This window comes from Pseudomonas sp. AC112, from assembly GCF_979253545.1.
This window is the reverse complement of the sequence record NZ_CEEDCM010000001.1, coordinates 5477177-5492658: the sequence shown is the minus strand read 5'-3', so window position 1 is coordinate 5492658 and position 15482 is coordinate 5477177. Positions and strand designations below refer to the sequence as shown.

The window sequence follows — 15482 nt, the reverse complement described above, 5'->3', positions numbered from 1 at the left end:
CGCTAGTGCTTTTTCAGCTTCAGGTACGACTGATGCAGGTCCGACGCCCAGCCATCGATCACGCCTTTCACGTCGTCGGCCTTCATCACCTGTGAGTCATTGGCCAGTGGCTTACCGGTGCCTTTGCGCACCACCTGGGCAATCACCTTGCCACTTGAACCGTCGAGAAACTGCGCCTCGGTGCCCAGGGTGGTTTCCTGGTCCCGGATGCCGGTGCCAGTGCTCACCGCCGCTGCGACCAGCGCCACCGGGATGAATTCATAGGGCTTGAGGCCTTCGGTCTTGCTGCTCACGGCGGTGATCGCCGCACGCACCACGATCACGCCGGGGCCAGGTCCGTTGGCCAGGGGCAGGGATTTTTCCAGTTCACGCTTGAGCGCCTGGTTGTAATAAGTGTTGATGCCGTTGAGGGTGCTGTCGGGGATTTTCGTGGTGGCCTGGGGTTTGGGGTAGAACTGGGTCGGCTCGATGTACACCGCCGTGTAGCGGCTCAGGTCCAGCTTGGGATCGACCCAGCGCATCACCTCGGCACCCGAGGGGGACTTGGCTTCCTTGAGCTGGCTGTAGTCCGAGAGAAAGCCGGAGTACTCATCCGGTTGAGTGACCTTGCTGGCACAGCCGGTCATGGCGATCGACGCCACGCACAGCGTACTGATCATTAGCCTTAGTTTCATCATTGAACTCCCTGGCGATCATCATCGAGACATGGAGCTGTAGGTATAGCCAATCCTGGCCAATCCGCCTTACTTCCAGCGTCTGTTTGATAGGTCTGCCACCCCTGTAGGCGCCGGCTTGCCTGCGATGATCGTCAACGATAACGCGTAATATCAGCCACGTTCGCGTGGAATCAGGCTTTGCAACTGCGAGGCGAGGAAGTTGGCGTCGAAGCCAAAGGTGTCCGGGTCTTTCAGGCCGTTGGTTTTCTTCCATAGCCAGTCGTTTTTGTCTGCGGGCAACACCAGTGACACGCTGCCATGCCGTGCAGCAGTCAAGCCCATGACCGACACAGAGATCAACCCGCCCGCGCCCATCACATCCGGCACGAATTCAACCGGTTTGCCGGTGATCTGCACGGTCAGTTTTTCGGTCTTGAAGGTCGATGCTTCCACCGGCACGCTCGGGCCATTGGCGACATAGGCCTCGCGGCGCACCTCCAGCAACCCCACCGTCTTCACCGGCTCAAGCCATTGCTCGATCTGCCCGAACAACTCATCGAGTTTTTGCGCCCAGCGGGCGGACTGCACGTCGAATTGCTGCTTTTTATGCGCTTCGCTGTCGGCGTAATGACGAAGCATCTCGCCCAGTTGCTGTACATCGTCCATTGCGGAATTCCTTGGGTGAGCCTGGTTGCGAAGCCTGATCATGGCAGATGCGCTGCCTCTGCGTATGATTAACGCCTGCACGCCTCACGCCGGTTGCCCCACGTACAGCTCTTTATCGACACCCAAGATGCCGATAGGGTTGGCCGCGCGCCAGGGCGCAGCTTCTATGGGGCGACTATGCGCTTGCAGCGCAGTGCATTGAAGATTCAGGTGGGTGGATATAAACCGGATCAGATGGGCCAGAAGCAGCGATTTCAGGCTAAATAAACTGATCCGCAACAATGATGTTTTTCTGAGCCTGTTTTGTTTTACCCACGCTTCCTACAGTGCCGCCACTTGGAACCGTGGGAGGACTGAGCATGAGCACCGCAATAACCGGGCAGGCCTACAACTACAAGGTCGTGCGCCAATTCGTGATCGCTACCATCGTCTGGGGCGTGGTGGGCATGGCCATGGGCGTGTGGATCGCCTCGCAACTGGTCTGGCCCGAGATGAACCTGGACCTGCCCTGGACCACCTTTGGCCGCCTGCGGCCGTTGCACACCAGCCTGGTGATCTTCGGCTTTGCCGGCAGCGCACAGTTTGCCGCCAGCTATTACGCGGTACAGCGCACTTGCCAGGTGCGGTTGTTTTCCGACCGCCTGGCTGCGTTTACCTTCTGGGGCTGGCAGTCAGTCATCCTGATCATGTTGATCAGCTTGCCGCTGGGCTACACCACCACCAAGGAGTACGCCGAGATCGAGTTCACCGGCGCCGTGTGGATGGCCGTCGTGTGGGTGGCGTATGCCATCGTGTTTTTCACCACCGTGGTGCGGCGCAAGACCCGGCATATCTACGTGGGCAACTGGTTTTTCGGCGCGTTCATTCTGGTGATCGCCATGCTGCATGTGGTCAATCACCTGGCGATTCCGGTGGACTGGTTCAAGTCCTACCCGGTGTATGCCGGCGCGACGGATGCCATGGTGCAGTGGTGGTACGGGCATAACGCGGTAGGGTTTTTCCTGACCACAGGCTTTTTGGGGATGATGTACTACTTCGTGCCCAAACAAGTCGGGCGCCCGGTGTACTCCTACCGCCTGTCCATCGTGCACTTCTGGGCGTTGATCACCCTGTACATCTGGGCTGGCCCGCACCATTTGCACTACACCGCGCTGCCGGACTGGGCGCAGTCCCTGGGCATGGCGATGTCGCTGATCCTGCTGGCGCCCAGCTGGGGCGGGATGATCAACGGCATGATGACCTTGTCCGGTGCCTGGCATAAATTGCGCACTGACCCGATCCTGCGTTTCCTGGTGTTGTCGCTGGCGTTCTACGGCATGTCGACGTTCGAGGGCCCGATGATGGCAATCAAGACGGTCAATGCCCTCTCCCACTACACCGACTGGACCATCGGCCACGTCCACGCCGGCGCACTGGGCTGGGTGGCGATGATCACTTTTGGTTCGCTGTACCACATGATCCCCAAAGTATTCGGCCGCGAGCAAATGCACAGCGTGCCGCTGATCAACCTGCACTTCTGGCTGGCGACCATCGGCACGGTGCTGTACATCGCCTCGATGTGGGTCAACGGCATTACCCAGGGCCTGATGTGGCGGGCAGTCAACGATGACGGCACCCTCACCTACTCGTTTGTCGAGGCCTTGCAGGCCAGCCACCCCGGGTTTGTAGTGCGCTTTGCCGGGGGAGTGTTCTTTCTCACCGGGATGCTGCTGATGGCTTACAACACCTGGCGTACGGTGCGGGTCGCAGACCTGAACATGGCCCGGCTTGACGCAAGGATCGCCTGAGATGTGGAGCTTGCTGATGGTGATGTGCCTGTATAGCGCGGTGGAATACTGCCTGCATGGCCAGTGCGACAAGAGCCTGGAGGATGCCAGCCTGATCCCCTTCGCCGATGACCCGGAAGTGGCGCGGCGCGTGGAGTTGGCGACCGGCAAGCAGGTCAACGCGGTGGCGCCGCAAGCGCCGAGGCCAGGCTGGGTCAACCAGGACATGTGAACTGCACCGGTCATTTCGCCGCTAACTGCGTATGACTAATCCACGGCTGGTGCGTAAGGTGAGGCGACTTTCCTTGTCAGGAGTTTCGCATGCGCACCATCGGCCTTATCGGCGGCATGAGCTGGGAATCCAGCGCCGAGTACTACCGCATCATCAACCAGCGCGTGCGCGACCAGCTTGGGCCGCTGCGCTCGGCGCAGCTGTTGATGTACAGCGTGGATTTTGGCCCAGTGGAACAGGCCCAGCACGCCGGTCGCTGGGACGACACCGCGCTGATCCTCGAAGATGCCGCGCGCCGCCTGCAGGCGGGGGGCGCCGAGTGCGTGGTGCTGTGTACCAACACCATGCACCTGGTGGCGCCGCGTATAGAAGCGGCGGTGTCGATTCCGTTCCTGCACATCGCGGATGCAGCCGGTGCGGCGGCCGTGGAAGCCGGCACGCTCACGGTTGGCCTGCTCGGCACCGCGTTCACCATGGAGCAGGATTTCCTTAAATCGCGCCTGGCCGCCCAGGGCCTGACCGTGCTGGTGCCCGAGGCGGACGAACGCCAGGCCGTGCACCGGATCATCTATGAAGAATTGTGTGTCGGCGTGATCAGCGATGCGTCACGCAAGGTGTACCAAGGGGTGATCGAATCCCTGGCCGCACGCGGGGCCCAGGCGATCATCCTGGGTTGCACGGAAATCAGCCTGCTGATCAAGCCCGAACACAGCGACCTGCCGCTGCTGGACACCACCGAGCTGCATGCGCAGGCTGCGGTGGCGTTTGCCTTGCAGGACTAAGCAGACTTGCGCAGGCGGGCCATGCTCACGGTGTCGACAAACCGGCCATCACGCAGGGCGTAATCGCGCAATACGCCTTCGACCTCGAAGCCGAATTTACGGTACAGCGCTTGCGCCGCTTCGTTGTCGGCGTACACCGTGAGTTCTACCCGGCGCAGGTTCATCCAGTTGTCAGCCACGTCCAGCGCGGCCGACAACAGCCGCGAGCCGACGCCCTTGCCCTGCCACGCCGTCGCCACGCCCATGCCGAACGAACCGACGTGGGCCTGACGCACACGCAGGTATTGTTCCAGGCCCAGCTGGCCGATCACCTCACCACCGTGCACAGCCACCAGCTGTAGCCGCCGTTCGTTGTCCTGGACCAGCCTGTTGCGCCACGCCTCCACCGACTGGAAAGGCATTTGCAGCACCTGACGGCACACGGCCGGTTCGTTATAGAGCGCCGCGACACCTTCAAGGTGGGCCTCGGTAAAGCGCTGGATCACGATATGGGGTTCAGGTGTGTGCATTGTGTTTCATCCTTTGAAAGACAAGTGGCCGGCCAGTGTAGGGGGCGTTGCCGCCGGATGGCTAGGGGGCTGTATGGGTCGACCACAACGCCGGCCAATCACCCGAAGCCACCCCGGTGCAGCGCGGCATCATGCGAAACTCGCTGAGCCGCAAGCGCTCGCCGTCAAATACCCAGGACCCTGTGCCGCCGCAGTCACCGATCCCACGCAGCTTATAGAAATAGCTCAGGGTGCCGGTGGCTTCGTCAAACCACACCGAACCCTGAAGCGCGGCGCCATCCAAGGGCAGCGGCTGTATGGCAAGGCTGGTTTCGTCGTAGGGCGCCTGCCGTTTACGGCTGTTGACGTCGTACTCACAGTTGTAGGCTGCACAGTCATAACGCACCACCGTTATTGCCTGTTGCGCCGTCAGCGCCCCAGCCGTTGCCTCGGGTTCTCCCTCCTCCGGCCTAACCGCCTGCAACGCAGCGGCCATCAGGCTCGCCTGCTCCTGGGTGGTCAGGACGGGTGGTGCAATAAACTTGCGCAGTACCGGCGTCGGCATACGCGGTGGCACGTCACTGGCCGCGCCCTTGCCTGTTCGGGCCAGGGCTGTCACGTTTTCCACCCGCCCCTGGACCGCGTCCATCAACAGCAGCGAAGCACTCAGCCCGCTCAGCGACACGTGCGCCTGCTCATCACCCGGCAACTGCAAACGCTGCCCGTTGCGTAGACGCTGCAACCAGCGACGCGCCGCAGCGTCCTCGATCACACCGTAAGACTGCACCTCGGGATCACCGCCCTGGTCGTCCAGCTCGACGTGCAGATCCCGGGTCAACTCCAGACCGAGGGGCTTACCGTCCAGCAGCAAGGTGGAAAGGTCGACATCCTGACCTCGATGATCAAAGCGCAGACGCAAATAGCCCTCTGGCCCAGCTTGATGCCAGAGGTGCAATGTCAGCGAGCTGTAGTCCTCTTCATCCACGCCACTGGGCGCGCTGAGCGCATGACAATTGCGCAGGTTGTCGCAACCGACCACCCACTGCTTGATCTCGCGCAGCAGCGGCACGGTTTCAGCGGGCGTTTGGGCGAAGGTTTGGGCAGCGGCGCTGGTGAGTAACAGGGCCAGGAATGCGGGACGCAGCATCGGGACTCTCCGTGTCAAAAAGGCGCGGATTGTCCCATGTTCGTCCTTGCACGTCAGCGCTTGCTGGCGATGCGCCACACCCGCGCAATATCGGCTGCCCGTTCGCTGAGCAAACGCGGTGCTTCACTGCACGCCTGCTCCAGGCTCATCGGCCCGGATGGCAACGCGAAAGCCGCGTCTACACCATGGGCGTACATCTGCTCGTAACCCTCGCCCAATGTGCCGGCTATCACAATGACGGGCACCTGGTGTTGCTGGGCGATACGCGCCACGCCGAACGGGGTTTTACCACGCAGGGTCTGGGCGTCGAAGCGGCCTTCGCCGGTGATGACCAGGTCGGCGCCACGGACGGCTTCGTCCAGGCCGACCAGTTCGGCTACCACGTCAACGCCGGCACGGAACTGCGCGCCCAGGAAGGCCTTGGCGGCGAAGCCCAGGCCGCCGGCGGCGCCACTGCCGGGTTCGTCGCGTACATCGTTGGGCAAGACGTTAGCGCAGTGATCGGCGAAGTGGCCGAGGGCGGCGTCCAGTTGCTGGACCTGCTCGGGACTCGCGCCTTTTTGCGGGCCGAAAATCGCCGAGGCACCGTGGGGGCCGCACAGCGGGTTGTTGACGTCGGCGGCGATGTCGAAGCGCACTTGGCCCAGGCGTGGGTCGAGTTGATCAAGGTTGATATCGGCCAGGCGCGCCAGGGCCAGGCCGCCAGGTGGCAGCGGTTGCCCCTCGGCGTCGAACAGCCGCACGCCGAGCGCTTGCATCGCGCCAGCGCCGCCATCGTTGGTGGCACTGCCGCCAATCGCCAGGATGATGCGTTCAGCGCCGGCATCCAGGGCCGCGCGAATCAGTTCGCCGGTGCCATAGGTGCTGGTCTTGCACGCATCGCGCTGCCCTGGCGGTACCAACTGCAGGCCGCTGGCCTCGGCCATTTCGATGATTGCGGTGTGGCTGTCGGCCAACCAGCCCCAATGCGCTTCGACCGCTGCACCGAGCGGGCCACGTACGGTCTGGTGACGCAACTGGCCATTGCACGCCGCAAGCACCGACTCCACCGTGCCTTCACCGCCGTCCGCCATCGGGCACTGGATCAATTGTGCATCCGGCCAGACCTGGGCCAACCCGGCGGCAATGGCCTGGGCGACGCCTTCGGCGCTCAGGCTGTCCTTGAACGAGTCGGGGGCGATGATGATTTTCATGGGCTTTCTCCGGTTTTTATAACGCCCATGCTGCCAGCTGGCACCGCCGCTGACGCCGGTCCGATGCACAAGTCCGGATGAGCTTTGTTGTTCATTCCGACAAAGATTGGGGCAACAACTGCACGCCAAGGTACAACGCCAGCATGCCATCCAGGGTCAAAGGGTCGACACCGCTGAGTTCGGCGATACGCTCCATGCGGTAGCGCAGGCTGTTGCGGTGAATGCCCAGGGCATCGGCGCAGGCCTGGCTTTGCCCGTCGTGATCGCACCAACTGCGCAGCGTCGCCAGCAGTTGGCCGTTGCCGTCCTTGGCCAGCACTTTACGCAGGGGGTTGAGCAACTCGTCGAGGGCATCGTCGTTGCGATGGCGCCAGAGCATCACCGGCAGACGATAGCGGTTCAGGGTCAGCAGCCGTGACTGCGGCAACACATCGCGGCCATAAGCAAGCAGATCGCCCACGCGGCGATAGCAACGACGCAGCCCCGCGAGCCCATCCGCCTGGCCACCAACGGCAACGCGCAGGATATTCCAACCGTGGCCTTCAAGTTTTTCCAGCAGCCTTGGGTTGTCGACCTGCACCGCCGCCGGCCGGCACCACAGCAAGGAATATTGCGCCGAGCTGACGCACCAGCTGTCCGGATAACGCGAGGTCAGCCAAGCGCTCAAGGCTTCCGCCGATTGCCCCGCGCCCAGTTCGAACAGGTACGGCGTACGCGCCATCTGCGGCTTTAGCCCCAGTTGTTGGGCCTCGTCCACCAGGCGCGGCGAGTCGCCGGTTTCGGCCAGCAGCAGCGCCAGCAGGTCATCACAGCGCTGGCGCCGCCATTGCTGCTCGGCCTGTTGGTGGCGGTGGCTCACCAGCATTTCGGCGGTCATGCGCACGAGTTCGGCGTAGGTGCGCAGGCCTTCCGGCTCGCCGGTAATACCGAGCACGCCGATCAGGCGGCCGTCATGCAGCAACGGCAGGTTGATCCCCGGCTGCACGCCCTTGAGGTGCTTGGCGGTCTGGCCATCGATTTCCACCACGCGGCCATTGGCGAGCACCAGTTGCGCGCCTTCATGGCGGGTGTTGATACGCTCAGGCTCGCCACTGCCGAGTATCAGGCCCTGGCTGTCCATGACGTTGACGTTGTAGGGCAGGATCGCCATGGTGCGATCGACAATATTCTGCGCCAAGTCATGATCCAGCTCGAACATGGGGCTAATTTCCTAGAAAGCGATGGGTTGTTCATCAGCACAGCGCAATAGCTGCTTCACTGTGCGCAAGCACAAAGACAGCGGCGTGCCAGGTGGTCGAGACTCTTTGGGCGATCAACGTTACCTTCGCATCGCAAAAAATCATAATAAAGAGAGACTCCCATGTCACAGAGCGCCGCCGCCACACTGGCCACCGATGACGATAAAAACGCCATCTACAAGCGCATTACCCTGCGCCTGATCCCCTTCATTTTCATCTGCTATCTGTTCAACTACCTCGACCGGGTAAACGTTGGCTTTGCCAAGTTACAGATGCTCGATGCCTTGAAATTCAGCGAAACCGTGTACGGCCTCGGTGCCGGGATCTTCTTTATCGGCTACGTGCTGTGCGGCGTGCCGAGCAACCTGGCGCTGACCAAGTTCGGTCCACGGCGCTGGATTGCGTTGATGATGATCGTCTGGGGCACGCTGTCCACCTGCCTGCTGTTCGTCACCACGCCGACGCATTTCTACACCCTGCGCTTGTTTACCGGTGCCGCCGAAGCCGGCTTCTTCCCTGGCGTGGTGCTGTACCTCTCGCAGTGGTTCCCGACGTTCCGCCGTGGGCGGATCATGGCGTTATTCATGTCGGCCATCCCGGTGTCCGGCCTGCTGGGCAGCCCGTTCTCCGGCTGGATCCTCAACCACTTCGCGGCCGGCCAAGGCGGCCTTGCCGGTTGGCAGTGGATGTTCCTGCTGCAAGGTATCCCGACCGTGATCCTGGGCGCCCTCGCCTACTTCCTGCTCAGTGACAGCTTTGCCCATGCCAAGTGGCTCAAGCCCCACGAGCGTGCGGTACTGGAAGCCGACCAGGCGACCGACCTGGCCAACAAGCCGAAAACCACCACCGATTCGCTCGCCGAAGTGTTCAAGAACCCGGCGATCTGGGCGTTCGGCCTGATCTACTTCTGCATCCAGAGCGGCGTGTACGCGATCAACTTCTGGCTGCCGTCGATCATCAAGAACCTGGGGTTCAGCGATAACCTGGTGATTGGCTGGCTCAGTGCGATCCCGTATTTGCTGGCGGCGGTGTTCATGTTGCTGGTGGGGCGCTCTGCCGACTTGCGCAAGGAGCGCCGCTGGCACTTGGTGGTGCCGATGTTGATGGGCGCTATCGGCCTGGTGATTGCGGTGAACTTCGCCACCACCCCGGCCATTGCAATCCTCGGCCTGACCATCGCCACCATGGGCGCACTGACCGGCCTGCCGATGTTCTGGCCGGTGCCCACCGCCATGCTCAGTGCCGGCGCGGCGGCCGGTGGCCTGGCGTTGATCAACTCCATGGGCCAGATGGCCGGCTTCCTCAGCCCGTACATCGTCGGCTTTGTGAAGGATGCCACCGGGTCCACGGATATGGCGCTATACCTGCTGGCGGCTGTAATCGTCGCCGGTAGCGCGCTGGCGCTGCGAATGACCCGAACCCTCAAGGCGTAACCCTTGCCTGTAGGAGCCGGCTTGCCGGCGATGAGCAGAGGTGTCTACACAACATAGGTATCTGCACAACTGTGGCAACCACGGTAACCACGGTAACCACGATGCGAAGCGAGTCGCTCTTGATCTTGATGTTGCCTTTGATCTCAGGCGCCCCGTCAAACACGCTGGCCGGAATTCGACAGGGATTTGGGGGGTAAACCGGCAGGGATGCCGGTTTAGCCGCCCCGCGCCATGGATGGCGCGTGGCGGCGGCCCCCCAAATCACTGTCGGATTACGGGCACACCGAGCCTAGGCGAGGTGCCGAGTGTTGGGGCAAGAGCCCTTTGGTTACTTTGGGGCTCTTTTCCAAAGTGACCCGTCGTAAGGGCGGAACCCATACCAGCCGTTACCCAAATAACGGATATGTACCCGATCAGATCCAACATCCAGGTCGGCTGCCAGGCCGCCTTCGCAGGCAAGCCAGCTCCCACATTTGGATTGCGGGGTGACAGTTAGATTGTGGTCGGCAGTTAGGTCGCCATCGCTGGCAAGCCAGCTCCTACAGTTAGATCACAGGGTGACCGTTAGATTGTGATCGCCAATAAGGCCGCCTTCGCGGGCAAGCCCGCTCCCACATTTGGATTACGGGGCAACCGTTAGAGAGCGCTCGTCCATACAAGCGCTGGCGCAAGCAAGCTCCCTCGCCACAGGTCCAGCGCCGTACTCAGAGCTGTGTAGATACCTATGCCCTGAAGGCCTAACCCTCAGCCGACTCCTGCAATTACGTCAGAGCAACCCGCCGCCGTCGATGTCAATCACGGCGCCGGTCATGAAACCATTCTCCATGGCCAGCACATACCCCGCCGCGACCTCCTGCGCCTGACCCACGCGCCCGACCGGCAATGCGCCGCCCGCCTTGGCGAACATCGCCTGGCGCTGTTCTTGCGCCAAGCCTGCATACGCCGGCGTATCGATGACACCCGGGCTGATCACATTGACCCGACGCGGTGCCAGCTCCTTCGCCAACTGCTTGCCCAACGCTTCAGTCGCCGCGTTGATACCGGTCTTGATGAACTGGCCCGGCGCCAATTTACGTCCCAGTTGCCCAGAGGTCAGGCTGATGCTGCCGTGTTCGTCCAGGAATGGCAGTGCCAGTTGAATCGCCCGCAGCGAGCCCCAGAGCTTCACATTGAAATTTTCCTGTGCCTCGTTCAAATCGGTCTCGACCAGCGGCTTGGCGCGCACGCTGGGGCCGGAGGTGTAGACCAGGTGGTCAAAGCGCCCCACGGTCTCGAACAGGCGCTGCAGGGAGGCCGCATCGGTGACATCCACCGGTTCGCTGCGCAGGCCATTTTCCACGCCAGACACCAAGCGCCGCCCGGCCAATACCACCTGCGCGCCCCGATTGGCCGCAGCCTTGGCCACGGCGGCACCGATACCGCTGCTGCCGCCGATCACGATGACGGTTTTGCCATTGAGGGAAGAAGTCATGGGGAAATTCCTGAGTGAGAAAATGAGCGTTCATCTTCACAGCTTGGCAATCGGCGAAAAATCCCGGTAAAACGACAAGATCTTTAAAGGATTTTTACAAATGAGCTCGACCCTCGACCTTGAAGTCTTCGTGCGCACCGCCGACACCGGCAGCCTGTCTGCCGCCGCACGCGGGCTCGGCTTGACCCCGGCCGCCGCCAGTATCGCCCTCAAGCGCCTGGAAACCCGGCTGGGCATTCGCCTGCTGGCACGTTCCACCCGCAGCATGCGCCTGACCGAAGAAGGTCGGCGCTACCTTGAGAGCGTGAGAGTCGCGCTGGAAGCCCTGTCCGAGGGCGAACAGGCGATCAAGCAACAGGGGCAGAGCCTCAGCGGGTTGCTGCAACTGGCGGCGCCCTCGGATTTCGGGCGCAATGTGTTACTGGGCTGGCTGGATGAATTCAAGCTCGAACACCCGAATATCCGCCTGCAATTGCTGCTCAACGACAGCAATGCCGACCTGTTCCGCGACACCGTCGACATCGCCCTGCGGTTTGGCGTGCCAAGGGATTCCAGCCTGGTGGCGCTGCCGGTGGTGCCCGATCACCACCGCATCCCCTGTGCCAGCCCGGCTTACCTGGCTCGCCATGGCACACCCCTCGCTCCGGCTGACCTGGCGCAGCACAACACGCTGCGCTACATGCGCCAGGGCCGCGCCAACAACACTTGGTATTTCCGCCAGGGCACGGTGCTGCAGGAGGTCGAGGTGTCGGGCGATTACCTCAGCGATGACGGTGAAATCGTGCGGCGCTGGGCGTTGGCCGGTCACGGAATCGCCTACAAGGCCAATCTGGACATTGCCCAAGACATCAAGGCCGGTCGACTGGTGCCCTTGCTGCCGGATTGGCAAGGCGAACCCACGCCCTTCAACCTGATGTGCCCCCACCGCCTGCAAGTGTCGGAACGGGTGAAGGTGCTGCATCGGTTTTTACAGGCACGTTGCCAGACCCTGCTGAGCACATGAAGAAACACGCGCAGGGCTTGTCCCAGAGCCTGCGAGTCTGGTATTGCATGGGGCACGTTTCCCTGCCTTGAGGAGTTATCCATGATTTACCGCACATTGGGCCAGTCCGGGTTGAAGGTCAGCGCCTTGACCCTGGGCACCATGATGTTTGGCGAACAGACCAACACCGAGGACTCGCTGCGCATCATCGATAAGGCCTGGGACCAGGGCATCAACTTTATCGACACGGCGGACGTCTACACCGCTGGCCGCTCCGAGGAAATCGTCGGCGAAGCCATCGCCCGCCACCGCGAGGATTGGGTGGTGGCATCCAAGGTGGCCATCGGCCCCACCGACGGCCTGCCCAATCGCAGCGGCTTGAGCCGCAAGCGCATCTTCAATGCACTGGACGCCAGCCTCAGTCGCCTCGATACCGACTACCTGGACATCTACTACCTGCACCGCGAAGACCACAACACACCGCTGGAAGTGACGGTGTCGGCGATTGGCGACCTGATTCGCCAGGGCAAGATCCGCTACTGGGGCCTGTCCAACTACCGTGGCTGGCGCATTGCCGAAGTGATCCGCGTGGCCGAACGCCTGGGTGTCGACAAGCCGGTGATCAGTCAACCGCTGTACAACATCGTCAACCGCCAGGCCGAGGTCGAGCAGATCACGGCGGCAGCGGCCTATGGCTTGGGTGTGGTGCCGTACAGCCCCCTGGCCCGTGGTGTGCTCAGTGGTAAATATGCCCCGGACGTCACCCCCGAAGCGGGCAGCCGCGCGGCGCGCCAGGACAAACGCATCCTGGAAACCGAATGGCGCGTGGAATCGCTGCGCATTGCCCAGCAGATCCAGCAGTACACCCAGGGACGTGGCGTGGGCATCGTGGAATTTGCGATTGCCTGGGTATTGAACAACTCGGCGGTGAGCTCGGCGATCGTCGGGCCGCGTACCGAGGCGCAATGGGATGCCTACATTGGGGCGTTAGCGGTGAAGATCACGGCGGAGGACGAGGCGTTCATCGATTCGCTGGTGACGCCGGGTCACTCGTCGACGCCGGGGTTCAATGATGTGGGGCATTTTGTTTCCGGTCGCATAGCCCACGCTTAAGATTGGAAAACGGGTTGTTAGGCCGTAAAAATCGCCTGTGGTGAGCCCGCTCACCACAGGCTTGAGTCCGAAAGGATCCGATGAAAAATTTTCCTGAGAAACGCCCCAAAACAGCGCAACCCTTCCCCGCCAAAAGCACCATAATCCTCACCTGAAATCCCCTTCTTTGTATCAATGGTTTTTCGCGAGGACAGTGTGTCTAAAGGTGTTGTGTTATCGGTCTTGGCCTCGGTGTTGTTTGCCGTGATGTATTACTTCACATCATTGCTTACGCCACTGAGCGGCCTGGAAATTTTCGGCTGGCGCATGTTGCTTACGGTGCCGTGCATGACCGTCTTCATGATCGTCAGTGGCGAATGGCGGCGCGTGTGGGAACTGGTGCGCATGTTGGCGGACAGCCCGCGCCTGATCGCCGGCGTGTCGCTGTCATCCGCGTTGCTCGGCGTACAGTTGTGGCTGTTCATGTGGGCGCCGCTGAATGGGCGCAGCCTGGATGTGTCGGTGGGTTACTTCCTGTTGCCGCTGACCATGGTGCTGACCGGGCGCCTGGTGTGGGGCGAGCAACTTTCTTACCTGCAGCGTATCGCCGTGTTTTTTGCCGCCCTAGGTGTACTCAACGAGTTGTACCAGGCGGGTGGATTCTCCTGGGCAACGCTGGTGGTGATCATTGGGTACCCGGTTTATTTCATCGTGCGCAAATACCTCAAGACCGACCATCTGGGCGGGCTCTGGCTGGATATGGCGCTGATGCTACCGGTGGCCTGGTGGTTTGTGCAGAGTGGCGAGCAAGGCTTTGCGGTCATGGATGCCCACCCTAAACTGTATGCACTAATCCCGATGCTGGGCCTGATCAGTGCCTCAGCGCTCGTGAGCTATATCATCGCCAGCCGTTTACTGGCGTTCAGTCTGTTTGGCTTGCTCAGTTATGTGGAGCCTGTGTTGCTGCTGGGCGTGGCATTGATCCTGGGGGAAGGGATCAAAGGTGGCGAATGGTTCACCTACATCCCGATCTGGCTGGCGGTGATGGTGCTGGTGTTCGAAGGTTTCAAGCACTTGGTCCGCCAACGCAAAGCCTGATGCGCAGGCGATAAAAAGCCCGGCCGGGGTCACCCTCGGCCGGGCTTTTTTACGTTTAGTCGGCGGTCAGCACACCACGACGCACCTGGTCACGTTCGATGGACTCGAACAACGCCTTGAAGTTGCCCTCGCCAAACCCATCATCGCCCTTGCGCTGGATGAATTCGAAGAACACCGGGCCCATCAGGGTTTCCGAGAAGATTTGCAGCAGAAGACGCTTGTCGCCTTCGACCGAAGAACCGTCCAGCAGAATACCGCGTGCCTGCAGTTGATCCACCGGCTCGCCGTGGTTCGGCAGGCGGCCTTCGAGCATTTCATAGTAGGTGTCCGGCGGCGCGGTCATGAAGCGCATGCCGATCTTCTTCAACGCGTCCCAGGTCTTGACCAGGTCGTCGGTAAGGAACGCTACGTGCTGAATGCCCTCGCCGTTGAACTGCATCAGGAACTCTTCGATCTGCCCCGCGCCCTTTGACGATTCTTCGTTCAGCGGGATGCGGATCATGCCATCCGGGGCACTCATGGCCTTGGAGGTCAGGCCGGTGTATTCGCCCTTGATGTCGAAGTAACGCGCTTCACGGAAGTTGAACAGCTTCTCGTAGAAGTTGGCCCAGTAGACCATGCGGCCGCGATAGACGTTGTGGGTCAGGTGGTCGATGACCTTAAGGCCCGCACCCTGCGGGTTGCGCTCGACGCCTTCGAGGTACACGAAGTCGATATCGTAGATCGAGCTGCCTTCGCCGAAACGGTCGATCAGGTACAGCGGCGCGCCGCCAATGCCTTTGATCGCCGGCAGGTTCAGCTCCATCGGGCCGGTTTCGATGTGGATCGGCTGGGCACCCAGTTCCAGGGCGCGGTTGTAGGCTTTCTGTGAATCCTTGACGCGGAACGCCATGCCGCACACCGACGGGCCGTGTTCTGCCGCAAAGTAGGAGGCGATGCTGTTGGGTTCGTTGTTGAGGATCAGGTTGATCTCGCCCTGGCGGTACAGGTGCACATTCTTGGAGCGGTGGGTCGCGACCTTGGTGAAGCCCATGATCTCGAAGATCGGCTCCAGGGTGCCCGGGGTCGGCGACGCGAATTCGATAAATTCAAAGCCCATCAGGCCCATTGGATTTTCGTATAGATCTGCCATGGTGGCACCTCATCATTCTTGTAATAAATACTGAATTAATTGCGAGCAAGGATGAGGTTGGAGGGCGGCGCACAGGAAAGGCCTCGCACACTGCGGGCGAGGAAGT

15 protein-coding genes are annotated in these 15482 nt (G+C 61.5%); 7 read left to right on the top strand and 8 right to left on the bottom strand.

Annotation, left to right across the window (positions count from 1 at the left end; all coding sequences use genetic code 11):
• Window positions 1–2: 2 nt before the first annotated feature.
• Both AC0IYN_RS25710 and AC0IYN_RS25705 read right to left on the bottom strand, forming a co-directional pair.
• Entirely contained in the window at window positions 3–674 is a 672-nt protein-coding gene (locus tag AC0IYN_RS25710; protein WP_471843916.1) for a DUF3313 domain-containing protein, read from the bottom strand.
• A gap of 153 nt (window positions 675–827) precedes the next feature.
• The gene (locus tag AC0IYN_RS25705) at window positions 828–1322 is read right to left on the bottom strand and encodes a hypothetical protein (RefSeq protein WP_406597516.1); all 495 of its coding nucleotides are present in this window, start codon (window positions 1320–1322) and stop codon (window positions 828–830) included.
• A gap of 359 nt (window positions 1323–1681) precedes the next feature.
• Here AC0IYN_RS25705 and ccoN point away from each other — a divergent pair, with 359 nt between their 5' ends.
• From ccoN to AC0IYN_RS25690, 3 genes are all read left to right on the top strand, one after another.
• Window positions 1682–3109 carry a cytochrome-c oxidase, cbb3-type subunit I gene (gene ccoN, locus AC0IYN_RS25700; RefSeq protein ID WP_406597515.1) on the top strand — a complete coding sequence of 476 codons (1428 nt, stop codon included), beginning with the start codon at window positions 1682–1684 and terminating at the stop codon, window positions 3107–3109.
• A gap of 1 nt (window position 3110) precedes the next feature.
• Complete coding sequence (locus AC0IYN_RS25695; protein ID WP_457238931.1) at window positions 3111–3320, top strand: cbb3-type cytochrome c oxidase subunit 3; 210 nt, start codon at window positions 3111–3113, stop codon at window positions 3318–3320.
• 89 nt (window positions 3321–3409) lie between these two features.
• Window positions 3410–4102, top strand: a complete 693-nt coding sequence (locus AC0IYN_RS25690) for an aspartate/glutamate racemase family protein (protein WP_457238930.1) — start codon at window positions 3410–3412, stop codon at window positions 4100–4102.
• Here the strand turns inward: AC0IYN_RS25690 and AC0IYN_RS25685 are convergent.
• From AC0IYN_RS25685 to AC0IYN_RS25670, 4 genes are all read right to left on the bottom strand, one after another.
• Complete coding sequence (locus AC0IYN_RS25685) at window positions 4099–4611, bottom strand: GNAT family N-acetyltransferase (protein WP_406597512.1); 513 nt, start codon at window positions 4609–4611, stop codon at window positions 4099–4101. The two genes, AC0IYN_RS25690 and AC0IYN_RS25685, sit on opposite strands and share 4 nt — an antisense overlap.
• 61 nt (window positions 4612–4672) lie before the next feature.
• Window positions 4673–5737: a DUF1176 domain-containing protein gene (locus AC0IYN_RS25680; RefSeq protein ID WP_457267300.1), complete on the bottom strand. Its 1065-nt coding sequence runs from the start codon at window positions 5735–5737 to the stop codon at window positions 4673–4675.
• A gap of 53 nt (window positions 5738–5790) precedes the next feature.
• A complete protein-coding gene (locus AC0IYN_RS25675; RefSeq protein ID WP_471843911.1) occupies window positions 5791–6930 on the bottom strand; it encodes a glycerate kinase in 1140 nt (379 codons plus the stop codon).
• Between the two features lie 91 nt (window positions 6931–7021).
• Window positions 7022–8128 carry a sugar diacid recognition domain-containing protein gene (locus AC0IYN_RS25670; protein WP_099492093.1) on the bottom strand — a complete coding sequence of 369 codons (1107 nt, stop codon included), beginning with the start codon at window positions 8126–8128 and terminating at the stop codon, window positions 7022–7024.
• A 162-nt stretch (window positions 8129–8290) separates the two neighbouring features.
• On the opposite strand from AC0IYN_RS25670, the gene AC0IYN_RS25665 reads away from it, so the two are divergent.
• The gene (locus tag AC0IYN_RS25665; RefSeq protein ID WP_406597509.1) at window positions 8291–9601 is read left to right on the top strand and encodes an MFS transporter; all 1311 of its coding nucleotides are present in this window, start codon (window positions 8291–8293) and stop codon (window positions 9599–9601) included.
• A 766-nt stretch (window positions 9602–10367) separates the two neighbouring features.
• Here AC0IYN_RS25665 and AC0IYN_RS25660 read toward each other — a convergent pair.
• Window positions 10368–11072 (bottom strand): SDR family oxidoreductase, encoded by a 705-nt coding sequence (locus tag AC0IYN_RS25660; protein ID WP_457248530.1) that lies wholly within the window; start codon window positions 11070–11072, stop codon window positions 10368–10370.
• A 100-nt stretch (window positions 11073–11172) separates the two neighbouring features.
• Between AC0IYN_RS25660 and AC0IYN_RS25655 the strand changes: the two genes are divergently transcribed.
• The 3 genes from AC0IYN_RS25655 (at window position 11173) to rarD (ending at window position 14244) form a co-directional block, all read left to right on the top strand.
• On the top strand, window positions 11173–12075 hold the full coding sequence (locus tag AC0IYN_RS25655) for a LysR family transcriptional regulator (protein ID WP_406597126.1): 903 nt from the start codon (window positions 11173–11175) through the stop codon (window positions 12073–12075).
• A gap of 81 nt (window positions 12076–12156) precedes the next feature.
• Complete coding sequence (locus tag AC0IYN_RS25650) at window positions 12157–13167, top strand: aldo/keto reductase (protein WP_406597125.1); 1011 nt, start codon at window positions 12157–12159, stop codon at window positions 13165–13167.
• Between the two features lie 195 nt (window positions 13168–13362).
• A complete protein-coding gene (gene rarD, locus AC0IYN_RS25645) occupies window positions 13363–14244 on the top strand; it encodes an EamA family transporter RarD (RefSeq protein WP_471843907.1) in 882 nt (293 codons plus the stop codon).
• Window positions 14245–14299: 55 nt separating this feature from the next.
• Here the strand turns inward: rarD and hppD are convergent, their stop codons facing one another.
• Window positions 14300–15376 carry a 4-hydroxyphenylpyruvate dioxygenase gene (gene hppD, locus AC0IYN_RS25640; protein WP_406597123.1) on the bottom strand — a complete coding sequence of 359 codons (1077 nt, stop codon included), beginning with the start codon at window positions 15374–15376 and terminating at the stop codon, window positions 14300–14302.
• Window positions 15377–15482 lie beyond the last annotated feature (106 nt).

Bases quoted from the DNA above. Each gene is read 5' to 3' on its own strand.
- AC0IYN_RS25710 (WP_471843916.1), bottom strand. From the start codon at position 674: ATGAAACTAAGGCTAATGATCAGTACGCTGTGCGTGGCGTCGATCGCC.
- AC0IYN_RS25705 (WP_406597516.1), bottom strand. From the start codon at position 1,322: ATGGACGATGTACAGCAACTGGGCGAGATGCTTCGTCATTACGCCGAC.
- ccoN (WP_406597515.1), top strand. From the start codon at position 1,682: ATGAGCACCGCAATAACCGGGCAGGCCTACAACTACAAGGTCGTGCGC.
- AC0IYN_RS25695 (WP_457238931.1), top strand. From the start codon at position 3,111: ATGTGGAGCTTGCTGATGGTGATGTGCCTGTATAGCGCGGTGGAATAC.
- AC0IYN_RS25690 (WP_457238930.1), top strand. From the start codon at position 3,410: ATGCGCACCATCGGCCTTATCGGCGGCATGAGCTGGGAATCCAGCGCC.
- AC0IYN_RS25685 (WP_406597512.1), bottom strand. From the start codon at position 4,611: ATGCACACACCTGAACCCCATATCGTGATCCAGCGCTTTACCGAGGCC.
- AC0IYN_RS25680 (WP_457267300.1), bottom strand. From the start codon at position 5,737: ATGCTGCGTCCCGCATTCCTGGCCCTGTTACTCACCAGCGCCGCTGCC.
- AC0IYN_RS25675 (WP_471843911.1), bottom strand. From the start codon at position 6,930: ATGAAAATCATCATCGCCCCCGACTCGTTCAAGGACAGCCTGAGCGCC.
- AC0IYN_RS25670 (WP_099492093.1), bottom strand. From the start codon at position 8,128: ATGTTCGAGCTGGATCATGACTTGGCGCAGAATATTGTCGATCGCACC.
- AC0IYN_RS25665 (WP_406597509.1), top strand. From the start codon at position 8,291: ATGTCACAGAGCGCCGCCGCCACACTGGCCACCGATGACGATAAAAAC.
- AC0IYN_RS25660 (WP_457248530.1), bottom strand. From the start codon at position 11,072: ATGACTTCTTCCCTCAATGGCAAAACCGTCATCGTGATCGGCGGCAGC.
- AC0IYN_RS25655 (WP_406597126.1), top strand. From the start codon at position 11,173: ATGAGCTCGACCCTCGACCTTGAAGTCTTCGTGCGCACCGCCGACACC.
- AC0IYN_RS25650 (WP_406597125.1), top strand. From the start codon at position 12,157: ATGATTTACCGCACATTGGGCCAGTCCGGGTTGAAGGTCAGCGCCTTG.
- hppD (WP_406597123.1), bottom strand. From the start codon at position 15,376: ATGGCAGATCTATACGAAAATCCAATGGGCCTGATGGGCTTTGAATTT.